At 42.1% G+C, this 11,224-nt stretch carries 14 protein-coding genes and 1 rRNA gene; 9 read left to right on the top strand and 6 right to left on the bottom strand.

The window, feature by feature from the left end:
- Positions 1 to 388 (top strand): 16S ribosomal RNA (locus NWF01_12270); the annotation flags it as partial.
- Positions 389 to 688: 300 nt separating this feature from the next.
- Here NWF01_12270 and NWF01_12265 read toward each other — a convergent pair.
- The 3 genes from NWF01_12265 to NWF01_12255 form a co-directional block, all read right to left on the bottom strand.
- On the bottom strand, positions 689 to 1,549 hold the full coding sequence (locus NWF01_12265) for a hypothetical protein (protein ID MCW4025785.1): 861 nt from the start codon (positions 1,547 to 1,549) through the stop codon (positions 689 to 691).
- 133 nt (positions 1,550 to 1,682) lie between these two features.
- On the bottom strand, positions 1,683 to 2,186 hold the full coding sequence (locus tag NWF01_12260) for a DUF1947 domain-containing protein (GenBank protein ID MCW4025784.1): 504 nt from the start codon (positions 2,184 to 2,186) through the stop codon (positions 1,683 to 1,685).
- Positions 2,187 to 2,234: 48 nt separating this feature from the next.
- Positions 2,235 to 2,828, bottom strand: a complete 594-nt coding sequence (locus tag NWF01_12255) for a VTT domain-containing protein (protein MCW4025783.1) — start codon at positions 2,826 to 2,828, stop codon at positions 2,235 to 2,237.
- A 347-nt stretch (positions 2,829 to 3,175) separates the two neighbouring features.
- Between NWF01_12255 and NWF01_12250 the strand changes: the two genes are divergently transcribed.
- Together NWF01_12250 and NWF01_12245 are read left to right on the top strand one after the other, a co-directional pair.
- Positions 3,176 to 3,403, top strand: coding sequence for an LSm family protein (locus tag NWF01_12250; GenBank protein MCW4025782.1), 228 nt, complete (start codon positions 3,176 to 3,178; stop codon positions 3,401 to 3,403).
- Between the two features lie 5 nt (positions 3,404 to 3,408).
- Positions 3,409 to 3,630, top strand: a complete 222-nt coding sequence (locus NWF01_12245) for a 50S ribosomal protein L37e (GenBank protein ID MCW4025781.1) — start codon at positions 3,409 to 3,411, stop codon at positions 3,628 to 3,630.
- 126 nt (positions 3,631 to 3,756) lie between these two features.
- On the opposite strand, the gene NWF01_12240 is transcribed toward NWF01_12245, so the two are convergent.
- Positions 3,757 to 4,365 (bottom strand): hypothetical protein, encoded by a 609-nt coding sequence (locus tag NWF01_12240; protein ID MCW4025780.1) that lies wholly within the window; start codon positions 4,363 to 4,365, stop codon positions 3,757 to 3,759.
- 135 nt (positions 4,366 to 4,500) lie between these two features.
- On the bottom strand, positions 4,501 to 5,154 hold the full coding sequence (locus tag NWF01_12235) for an HAD family hydrolase (protein MCW4025779.1): 654 nt from the start codon (positions 5,152 to 5,154) through the stop codon (positions 4,501 to 4,503).
- Positions 5,155 to 5,354: 200 nt separating this feature from the next.
- Between NWF01_12235 and NWF01_12230 the strand changes: the two genes are divergently transcribed.
- Positions 5,355 to 5,525, top strand: a complete 171-nt coding sequence (locus NWF01_12230) for a hypothetical protein (protein MCW4025778.1) — start codon at positions 5,355 to 5,357, stop codon at positions 5,523 to 5,525.
- Positions 5,526 to 5,608: 83 nt separating this feature from the next.
- Here NWF01_12230 and NWF01_12225 read toward each other — a convergent pair whose 3' ends face one another.
- A complete protein-coding gene (locus NWF01_12225) occupies positions 5,609 to 6,661 on the bottom strand; it encodes a phosphate uptake regulator PhoU (GenBank protein MCW4025777.1) in 1,053 nt (350 codons plus the stop codon).
- A 131-nt stretch (positions 6,662 to 6,792) separates the two neighbouring features.
- Here NWF01_12225 and pstS point away from each other — a divergent pair, with 131 nt between their 5' ends.
- The 5 genes from pstS to NWF01_12200 all read left to right on the top strand — a co-directional run bounded on the left by pstS (position 6,793) and on the right by NWF01_12200 (position 11,196).
- Positions 6,793 to 7,890: a phosphate ABC transporter substrate-binding protein PstS gene (gene pstS, locus NWF01_12220; protein ID MCW4025776.1), complete on the top strand. Its 1,098-nt coding sequence runs from the start codon at positions 6,793 to 6,795 to the stop codon at positions 7,888 to 7,890.
- Between the two features lie 74 nt (positions 7,891 to 7,964).
- Positions 7,965 to 8,888 (top strand): phosphate ABC transporter permease subunit PstC, encoded by a 924-nt coding sequence (gene pstC, locus NWF01_12215; GenBank protein ID MCW4025775.1) that lies wholly within the window; start codon positions 7,965 to 7,967, stop codon positions 8,886 to 8,888.
- Positions 8,888 to 9,766 carry a phosphate ABC transporter permease PstA gene (gene pstA / locus NWF01_12210; protein ID MCW4025774.1) on the top strand — a complete coding sequence of 293 codons (879 nt, stop codon included), beginning with the start codon at positions 8,888 to 8,890 and terminating at the stop codon, positions 9,764 to 9,766. Before pstC ends, pstA begins: the two co-directional genes overlap by 1 nt.
- A gap of 7 nt (positions 9,767 to 9,773) precedes the next feature.
- The gene (gene pstB, locus NWF01_12205; GenBank protein MCW4025773.1) at positions 9,774 to 10,535 is read left to right on the top strand and encodes a phosphate ABC transporter ATP-binding protein PstB; all 762 of its coding nucleotides are present in this window, start codon (positions 9,774 to 9,776) and stop codon (positions 10,533 to 10,535) included.
- Positions 10,536 to 10,551: 16 nt separating this feature from the next.
- Entirely contained in the window at positions 10,552 to 11,196 is a 645-nt protein-coding gene (locus NWF01_12200) for a hypothetical protein (protein ID MCW4025772.1), read from the top strand.
- The last annotated feature ends 28 nt before the right edge of the window (positions 11,197 to 11,224 follow it).

Here is an 11,224-nt window from a genome sequence, read left to right as displayed (position 1 = left end):
GGGCACACTGAGGAGACCGCCACTGATAAAGTGGAGGAAGGAGCGGGCCACGGCAGGTCAGTATGCCCCGAATCTCCCGGGCCACACGCGAGCTGCAATGGCAGGTACAATGGGTTCCGACCTCGAAAGGGGGAGGCAATCTCGAAAACCTGCCGTAGTTGGGATCGAGGGTTGAAACTCACCCTCGTGAACATGGAATCCCTAGTAATCGCGTGTCACTAGCGCGCGGTGAATACGTCCCTGCTCCTTGCACACACCGCCCGTCGTTCCATCCGAGCGACTTTTGGGTGAGGCGTGGTCTTATTGGCTGCGTCGAATCTGAGTTTCGTAAGGAGGGAAAAGTCGTAACAAGGTGGCCGTAGGGGAACCTGCGGCCGGATCACCTCCTAAGTAACAAGTTCGCATTGGCGTGCTTGATTGGAGGAGCAAGGAGAACATCAGAGCAGAACACATGTATACGTCAAAGCCCAACCATAGCATTCAAGTAGCTGATGAGTTTCTTTCTTTATCATCTTTTAGAATAATTTTTTTAAGCATAAAATTTCTTGGATAATTTTTGTGAACTTCAGATAACTTTCTATTTGGAGCCTATTAGAAATTCAATGCAGAAACCATAGAGGGGTCTACTTCTTTGACTGGTTTTAAGGTCGTGACTGATTTTTCTCAAAAAAAGAGGGGGAGGAGGTTCCTATTTTATTTCTGATTGCATCCGTTTGGCTATCATGTAAACTACTGGTATGAGGACGATGGCGAGTGCGATTGCAAATGCCCATGCGATTGTACTGATGATGCCTGTTACTCCGGTGAAGGTGGAGAAGATTGCGCCTGCGCCAATGAGTAGGAAGATGCTGTAGAGTACGAATTTTGCGTAACCTGCTATGTTTCTGAATTCTTGGTGGTCGTCGGTTATGGATTTGATTAGGCCGTCTGTTAGGATTATGCCTGCGCCGATGATGACAAAGCCGATGATGAGTGAGTACACTAATCCGCCCGCAGTAAACAGCAGTAAGTCAAAGGCGATGTTTAGGATGATTGCAACAAGCCCAATGAATAAGAGGTTCTTTAGCATGTCGGCGATTTCTGTTTTTTCTGGTCCAAACATGGGTTTGATGATTCGGCCCACGAGTTGAGCTAGAAAATCTACCAGTACAATGCCTAAAACTATTACAAGTATGCCGCCTATCAACCGTGGAAGATAAGAAGCGATTTGAGTCATGTACTCGCCTGCAGTACCTGGGATGTTTAACAGCCCAATAGCCACCGTTATTGATATTATTACGACAAAAGCATATAGAAGACCACCGATAAAATTGGATAAATCAAACCCTGAGCCTTTGAGAGTTTTACCGACTTCACTTTTATCAAAATTCTTCTCTACTGTTCGATCAACTATCCTGTTAGCTACTTTGCCTACAAACCAGCCTACGATGACACCGATGATGATCACTATTATTGCGCCAATTACTCCAGGCAACGCTGATGCGGTTGTGTCTACGAAATTATTGTAAACTTCCTCTAGCGTTAACATTGCTACTAGCAAAAAGAGCATTAAAAAGCACCAATAACAATTATGCATTAGCTAATAAAAACCTTTTTCAACCCCTGATGAGCTAAAAAAGCATTTTAATCAATCGCTTGCCTGTTTAAGGCAAAAATTAAGCTTTAACGTTGCTCGTACAGGTCTATTCTGCCAGCGTTTTTATGTAATCCCAAACCTTATCGCCCACATAATGCTGCGTCTTCACAACAGGCCCCTTCTTGGTTTGACGTGCCGTTGCCGAATCCAGCAAACTCGCACCCAAAGCCAACGCCTTACCAAACTTTACATCCAAAACCAACACAAAATCCCCCACTCCAAACTCGCCTTCAATTCGCACGATACCTGGCGCCATTACATCCGCGCCCTTACAAACATACGGCACAGCGCCCATGTCAACCACGATTTTGGGAGCATGAGATGTAAACTCGGTAAACATGAGGGTTGGCATGAATTTGTCGCCTGTTTTTATTAATGCAGGTTTGCCAGCAATCAAATAAATTGTTCCCACGTCTGCCTCTACAATTTCTACATTTGTTTTTTCCTCAGAGGCTAATGCTAAGTTTATTTTGAGTTTTTCTGAGGCTTGTTTTAGGATGGTTTTTGCGTCTTTGGTTTTTAGTGGGTATCTGCGTTGTTTGGTGGGCATAAATGTGCACTTCAATAGTCGTTATTTTCGGCGTTATTAGGCTTTTTCCTACACTGTATCTGCTTTGGGTTTTCTGTGCAGATACTTCTCCGCCAGCTTACCCACATCCACTTTAAGAAGAATCACTGTTATGACAATAGTCAGCACGATGGATATAATTGTCATAACTTCGGGGCTTATTATGCCTGAAAATATGTCCACTGCAAAACCGCCCAAAAAAGCCCCTGCAATCGCAATGGAGAGTTTTCCAAGGAAATATGCAGTGAAAAACTTGGTGGGGCTGTACTTCATGAGTCCCAGTGGGATAACTATGGGTTCATCAGGAATCGGGGAAGCAGCTGCAACAAAGAGCAGCAGAAATGCCCAGCGCTTAATTTTTGATGCATCTGTGTCGAGTCTTTGTCGCCGTTTTTCGCTGAGTTTTCCGCTGATGAAAAATGTTATCATGTAGTGGATTCCTTTGGCTATGGATGCGCCTAATGCAATCAGGACGCCGATGAGTATAAGGCTGAGGGCGTCAACGTTTCCTAATCCTATGGCGGCGGTGGAGGCAATCAGAAGGTTTGAGGGTCCTGCAAATGGTATTAGGTTGAACCCCATGGCTACGGCGAATATGATTATGAAGTCAAGTATTGATGCCATTTGGGTTCTTGCACATCCTTGCAAGTTTAGTGTAAAGGGACTTTATAAGTGCAAGCTAAGGTTCTCTGAAATACCCACTTGAAAACTTGAAAAAGGATAGGGTTATGTTGAGTACTGATTGATGGTGTCTTTGCTAATTTTTTGTACGCAGGTATATTATTTTGGTTTTAGGATATGCTTTTTAGGTGTTACCGAGTATGCGTTTTATTGTTTAGGTGTGATGGTGGCTGCCAAACGTTTCAGGTGTTAAACGTGTTGTTGAGTGATTGTTTTCTTGAGTCTTTGAGATAGGTTTAAATGTTGAGAGTTAAAGTATAGAAAGGATAAAGATACTTGAGGATTCCAATATGAGCGAAATGACAACCGAAATCCTTGAACAAAACCTAAGCAAAATCGTGCTTGTACGCCTTAAAGGAGGCAAAAGCCTGCGTGGAAGACTTAAGGGTTTCGACCAGCACTTAAACCTTGTACTAGAAGAAACAGAAGACACTACGGTGGTTGAAAACCAGAAAAAACTCGGATTAATAATTGTACGCGGAGATAACGTGGTTCTTATCTCACCGCCACCTAGGTGATTGCAGTGGGAAAAGGAACTCCATCAATGGGCAAACGTCAAGGGCGTGTTGTCCACATTAAATGCAGGCGTTGTGGAAGACGTGCATATCACGTGCGCAATAAGCGATGTGCTGCATGTGGATTTGGCGAAACCACAACCATTAGGCACTATAAATGGCAAACTAAAACTTTGTCAAGAAATAGAATTGCCGTTTCCAAAAGAGCCGCAGCTTCTTTTGTAAAATAATTTTATTTATTTTTTTTGTAAAAATAATTTTTAGTTGATACTACGGCTTACTACAAAGGTAATTCTGTCCATAAATGTGATAATAACACTGCTGAGCCTTAAACTTGGATTACATAAAAAAATGAGTTAGTTCGTGTTATAGTATCCCTTGTCGACTTTAACAAAAATCAGTGGTCCCCTGCTCAACGCAATTTCCCTTGCTTTACGCAACGAATTATTCAAAACAACAAGCAAATATTCCTTGTCGCATAGATTTTGAATACATTTTTCTCCTATCTCCATTTTTAGAAGGTTTTCTGCAAGGATTTCTGTTCCGCAGATTTCCCCATTTTTGAGCAGTGTAGTGACTACGATTTCTTGGAGTTCTTTTTTGTTTTCAATTTTTTTCCAGTATGGCTCCGCGTTTGTAAGGACTTTTGAGACTTTGTTCCAGCGGTTTGCGTTTTGTTCGCCGATTAGGAGTTTAACGCGTTCTTTCCATTTTTTAAACCATATTCCTGCCCATACTATCATGAACTCTTCTAGTTCTTTTTCGTCTTCTTTGAATAGCTTTTCCAGTTTTTCCACTATTTCAAGTTGGCTGTTTTCTTTTCCAGCTATGTTCCAATGGAACTTTAAGTAATTAATGAAATCTTGACATGCAACTTGTAGAACCTTGTAGTCTGAACCCATAACATCTATGTTGGGATCCAATTCCGATAGTTTCTCCCCTAGTATTATCTCGACAAAGTTCATTTTATGATTCCCCTTCCGAAGCCTTCTCTCACACTGATAGGATTGAGGTTTTAATTAAACCTTATTTTCTCATGTGAAATATAACTGGTTTAGGCAAAAAACCGAAATATTACAGAAAATGACATACCAAAAAAATTAGTGTAAATATTCTGGAAGCACGTTCAAATCTGGCAAGATTAAATCAGGTTTCTCAACTTCTAATTCTTCACATAAATACAGTCCAGACAGTACTGCCACAGTTTTGGCACCTGCAGCTTTTCCCGCGCGGATATCATTTACTGAGTCACCTGCGATTAGGCAATCACTAATTTGTAGGTTTAAGTCTTTGATGCATTTGTTTAGGGCTTCGGGTGATGGTTTAGGTTTTACGGTGTCGGCTGCAGTTATTACTTGTGAAAAATATTTTGATAACCCGAAATGTTGTAGTTCTAAAATTAGGTCTTGTTTTGGGACGTGGCGCATTGTGATTAGGGCAAGTTTTGCCTTTTTAGAGAGCATTTTAAGGGTGAAGGTGATTTCTGGCAGGAGTCTGGTTTTGGTTTTGGTAGCTGTGTAGTACGTTTTTAGGTATATATTGAGAAACTTGTTTGTTTCTCCATTGACAAGATGGCTGATGTCTAAACCTTGTTCAAGCCTTTTGGGGATCTCAAGCGCTTCCGTGAGCGTCGGTGGGGTTTTTTTAATGGCTAAAAAAGCGGTTTGGGCTGCTTGCAGGTATGCTTGGCTGGAATCCACAATTGTTCCATCTAAATCCAAGAAAATACCTTTAGCATTAATTTTATCGCTCATGCAATGAATCTCTATTTGTTGTTCTTTTGATTGTTTAAAAAACATTTCTGGTTGGGTGCTGAGTTTTGAACATGATTAAATGTTCTGTTTTTGATTTACTTCTCACCCACATATAGTTTCTATATATTTTACTTAGGTTACCTATATAGGTGCTGTTTGTCATGTAACATCTTGAATAAGGTATGAGGTGAAAAAAAGAAATGTTATCACGAGATTGTGATGGCTGCTCTAATTTCAGAGAATGTAGCAAACGCTACCAGAAAGCAAAGAAAGGCGACAAGGTCTATTGCCCTGATGGAACAGCACATTTAGTTGACCTGTATAGCATACAGTGCCCAGAAGTTATCGCTTTTCTTGAAGCGTTTCAATAAACCAGCTTTTTCCCTTTTTAATTTTTGTTCCCTTTTTAGAATAAATCTGACTTTGCCTTATTTTCTATATTAAAATAGAGAAATTAGTTGAGAACCGACTCAACATTTAAGTTCAGTACAACTTCTGAAATGTCGCTTGCATATTCAGCAGTTCGCCTTACGCTTTCAATCAGTAATCTCAAGTTAACAATCTCTTCAATGTTGGCATCATGAGTGGCAATAACTGTTTCTTTTTCAAGCCTATGCACTTGGGATAGCTTTTCAATTACGCTTTCAGCCAGGTTAAAATCGTGCTTAAATAGTGACTCCATAGAGTCTTCAAACATTGAAATAGCTAGTGCACTAAGTTCGCTGATTTTTTCTGAAACCGTAGGATTAATTTCCCCTTTAAGAAGTAGCGTGTTCTCCGCTATCTTTGTGGCGTGGTCAGCAGTTCGTTCAACAGCTTTTGCGATTAGTCTGTATCCTAAGCAGTCTTTTTGGTTACTTAACCCAATTTCTTTAACGATTCTGGGGTTTGAGACTGCCAGTTTAAGAAGCCTTACAACATAGAGGCCAAACCGGTTTACTTCTCGGTCAGTTTCAATAACGGATTTTGCAGCCGTATTATCCGCTTTCCTAAACGCTCCTATGGATTCTTTATGCATTGATGAAGCAATAATTGACATTCGGCTTAACGCGTTTTGGACTGTGAGTTCAGGATAATTCAGCAGAACCTGTAGTGTTAAGTCTGTTGGTGTATCAGTTACGATTTCTGTTCCAACAAGGTAGTTTCTGGCAAAATTCTTTAGGTGATTTCGGAGCTTTGTTGACAGCATTTTTTGTCCTTGAGCTCGGATGTGTATAATGTTGTAGCCAGTTAGGTATGCTGAAATGGCTGTTCGCATGATGGCCTCTGAATTGTCGGTTAAGGTTGCTCTTATGAATGCTTCTTCTTGTTTTTCTTTTTTTGCAAACTTTGAGGGTGCAACTGAAAGTGTTCCGTCTTCTTCTTCTCTGACTACCATTGAGCTGCCTTTTTTTAGTTCATTTCGGGTAGCCCAGTCTTTGGGTAGTGATAGTATGAATGTTGAGCCGCCTGTTACCTGTAGTTTACGTTGTTCATCATTCACTTTTTCTGTTGTTTGCTTGGACAATGTTGACTCCAATTTGATATCCCTATAAAGTTATGTTATATTAGTTATATCTATATAGTCTATTAATTCTATGGAGGTTTACTATATAACGACCATTTGTTGCATAAGTTACAAAACAGGGAGAATAAAAAATGAATACTAAATATACAATCGTAATAGCAATAGTTGCAATCGCTATAATAGCAGGAGCCATAATAGCATACACTTATAATTCAAGCCCAAGCGAAAACATAACACTCAATGCTTCTGGAGCAACATTCCCCAAGCCATTCCTTGACTCAACAATCTCAGAATACTCCTCACTGCATACTAACGTCCAAATTAACTATGCAGGTGGCGGTAGCGGACAAGGTAGAACCGACTTCATAAACAAAGTGGTCGACTTCGCAGGCACAGATGCAGCATTAACTGATGACCAAAGAACCCAAGCACCCGACGCACTTCACATCCCCGAAACCATCGGAGCAATCACCGTAGCATACAACATCCCAGACATTGACACAGGCTTAAAATTAACAGGTGAAGTTGTTGCCAACATTTTCTTGGGCGCAATAACAAACTGGAATGACCCAGCAATAACCGCGCTAAACCCAGACTTGACACTACCTGATCATGAAATAGCCGTTGTCCACCGCTCTGAAGGTTCAGGAACTACTAACTGGTTTACAACATACCTCTCAATTGTCAGCTCAGACTGGGCTACTATGGTCGGTGCAGACACTACAGTTGAATGGCCAGTAGGCGTTGGTTCAAGCGGAAACTCTGGTGTCGCAGCTACAATTGACCAAACCGAATACTCTGTTGGTTACATCGAATTAGCTTATGCACTAGAGAACGATGTGACAGTTGCCGCACTTCAAAACCCCGCGGGAAACTTTGTGTTGCCCTCACTTGACTCAACAACTGCAGCAGCTCAATCTCTGCCAAGTAACCTTCCAACAGGAAGTGAAAGCTGGGCAGACGTACACATACTCAACACTGAAGGCGCGCAAGCATACCCAATAGTAACTCCAACATATCTCTTAGTCTACCAAGACCTCAGTGTAATTCCAGACATGACAATGGAACGAGCAACCGCTATAGTTCAATACATCTGGTATGTCGTGCATGATGGTCAAGACCTCGCAGCACCTTTAGAATATGCAGCTCTGCCATCAAACCTGATTGCAATTAACGAAGCAACACTGAACTCAATAACCTTCAACGGAGAAACTATACCAACCAGCTAAAACTGCGTGAGGTAAAGTAATCTTCACCCAAAACTTTTTTTTATTTGATAAATAAACATTCGGGACAGATAAATATGACAAAGCTAACCGGCGATAACATCTTTAAAGTTATAGTTGCTGTTACCGCCACGTCAGCCCTTATCATTTTACTAATTAATGCTTTCGTTCTAGTTGACGGTGCACTGCCTGCCCTATCCAAGTACCATTTTAATTTCATAACAGGGACAAACTGGAGTTCTAATCTTCAGCTATACGGGGTGCTTCCCTATATTCTTGGAACCCTTATCACATCAGGCATTGCCCTGCTAATCGGTGTGCCCTTAAGCTTAGGTATCGCCATTTTCTTGGTAGAGATGGCTCCAAAAGTTATCAGAGTCCCCTGCTCGTACCTTGTTGAATTGCTTGCCGCAGTACCCAGCGTTATCTTCGGGCTCTGGGGCATATTTGTACTGCGTTTCTGGGTCCTAAATAACATAGAAAAGCCTCTGCATGCGTATTTAGGTTGGATTCCGCTTTTCAGCGATACACCCTTTGGCTTAGACTTTCTCACTGCAGGGATAATTCTAGCAATAATGATTATCCCCACAATAGCCTCTGTTTCCCGAGAAATCATCAGTGCAGTTCCAAACTCAATTCGGGAAGGCGCCTACAGCATTGGTGCTACAAAATGGGAAGTTATACGATACTGGGTGCTCAGCTATGGACGCTCTGGCATTTTTGGAGCCATAATCCTTGGGTTAGGGCGCGCAGTAGGTGAAACCATGGCGGTCACTATGGTTATAGGTAACGCTATTGGACCAAGCGCTATGCCCACTTCGCTTTTTCAGGCAGGCCAAACCTTGCCCTCCTTAATTGCTAATGGATTTAAAGAATCCACTGATAAGTCACCCTACATAGCTGCAGGATTGGTTTTGCTAATCATCAGTTTAATCATAAACATCGTAGCCTACTTTACAGTGACACGGGTGTTAAAGGTGAAAGGAGGCGCCGTTGAGTAATGCTTAGCAAACTTGGCGAGTTTTTGCAAAAGTTTAATCTTAATACCTATGCTTTTCGCAAGTTTAAGAACAAACTTTTCTTCGTACTCTGCCTCGTCTGCGTTATTATAGCTATAGTGCCCTTGATTAGCATACTTGTAGAAGTTATAATTCGCGGTGCGCCCGTGATAAATCTCAACTTTTTAATTGCTAACGGTGCAAATAACGGTATCGGGCAGTCTATTCAGGGCACATTGATTCTCATTGGCTTAACAGGTCTTATAGGTATCCCAATTGGCGTATTAACAGGAGTATACCTGTCCGAATTTGGAAATAACAAATATGCATCTTGGTTAAGAACCACAAATGACATTTTAACGCAGGTTCCATCAATAATAGTTGGTATTACTGCTTATTCGATAATTGTTGTCGGCTTTTTGTACACAGGCTTTTCCCCACTCGCTGGGGCAGTCGCGCTTTCTTTTATGATGATTCCTATCGTTGCAAGAACAACAGAAGAATCCCTAAAGCTTGTGCCTAACAGTGTCCGTGAAGCCTCCATGGCCTTAGGTGTTCACAGGTGGCGCACAATACTTAGCGTTATAATCCCGTCTGCAAAAAATGGTTTAGTCACAGGGTCACTTTTAGCTATAGCAAGAATCGCAGGGGAAACCGCCCCAATCTTACTTACGATTTTGGGTACCAACTTCTTCTTTGGCGGTTTTGACGAGCCGATGGATGCTTTGCCGCTTAGGATTTTCCTCAATTCACAATTACCCTCTGCTGAAGCGCAATCTGCAGCGTGGGGTGCAGCGTTGGTGTTGATTTTAATAGTTTTGGCCCTTAACATAACAGTTAGATTAGCCAGCAGCGGCAAATTTAGTAAATTAACAAGGTGACAAAAAATTGGAAAACATAAAATTGCAAAGTGTGGACTTGAATGTTTGGTTTGGCACTAAACAAGCCTTAAAGGACATTAACCTCTCCATGGAGGCAAACTCTGTTACTGCCATCATTGGTCCATCAGGCTGTGGAAAATCCACTTTCATTCGCACCTTAAACCGCATGCATGAACTCACTCCAAATGCAAAACTAACCGGAAAAGTGCTCCTAGACGGTCAGGACGTTTACGCCCCAAATGTTGACGCCGTGATGGTACGGCGCCGAGTAGGCATGGTCTTTCAGAAACCTAACCCGTTCCCAACAATGTCCATCTACGATAACGTGGCTGCTGGGCTAAAGTTGACCGGAGCCAAAAAAGGCAAAAACCTTGACGAAGTCGTAAAACGCAGTCTACAGCAAGCTTCACTGTGGGAGGAAGTCAAAGACGACCTCAAAAAGCCTGGTACCAGCATTTCAGGTGGACAGCAACAACGGCTCTGCATTGCGCGTGCTATTGCGCTTCAGCCTGAAGTGATTTTGATGGATGAACCCTGCTCAGCACTTGACCCCATCGCCACAGCCAAAATTGAAAAGCTTGTGATTGAGCTTAAGAAGGATTACACTGTGGTTATTGTTACCCATAACATGCAGCAGGCGTCGCGTGTGTCTGATTACACAGCATTTTTCTATTTGGGTTCACTTGTAGAGTTTGGGGAAACCTCGGGGATTTTTGAGTCTCCAAAGAACCCGTTAACTGAAAAGTACATTACAGGCGAATTCGGTTAGAAAGAGTGAGAATGGTATGAGCAGAATAATCGATAAAGGTTTAGAGCAGCAATCTGTGCTGATTGTAAAGATGGCAGAGATAACATATGAAACCCTTGAGACAGCTATCCGAGGATACATTAACGGCAGAAACGTTCACCCCCAAGTACATGAAATGTCTCAAATGCTAGGTTCCATGGCTGACAAAATCGAAGACACCACCTTCCAGCTTATTGCCCGTTACCAACCCGTAGCCACGGACTTGCGAACAATTAAATCCTACATGAAAATTGCCAATGACTTTGCAAGGTACGGCAGATACAGCCTCGATATATCCACCCTCAACAACCAGTTCAACGGCTTAAAAGAATGCTCCATTTCACAGCAGGAATTCATTGCAGAAATGAGTGAGAAAGTCTTGGGCATGGTAAAAATCAGTCTCAACGCGCTACGCAAATATGACATTGAACTTGCCAAATCCATAACCATACCTGAGCAGGAAGTTGACAAAATGTACTTTGACTTCCAAAACATGCTCATCGAAGACAATTCGGCAAGCAGCAAATGCATCCTATCCAGTTCACTGATGACCCGCTATCTTGAGCGAATTGCTGACCACGCCACCTACATCTGCGAGTCTATAGTGTACATTGCAACAGGCGAAAAAGTCATCCTAAGATAACCCCAGATTTCTTCATTGGGTTTTTTCC

The organism is Candidatus Bathyarchaeota archaeon (genome assembly GCA_026014585.1).
Taxonomy (GTDB): domain Archaea; phylum Thermoproteota; class Bathyarchaeia; order Bathyarchaeales; family Bathycorpusculaceae; genus Bathycorpusculum.
Note: the sequence above shows the minus strand (reverse complement) of the source record. Positions and strands in the feature narration are given on the sequence as shown.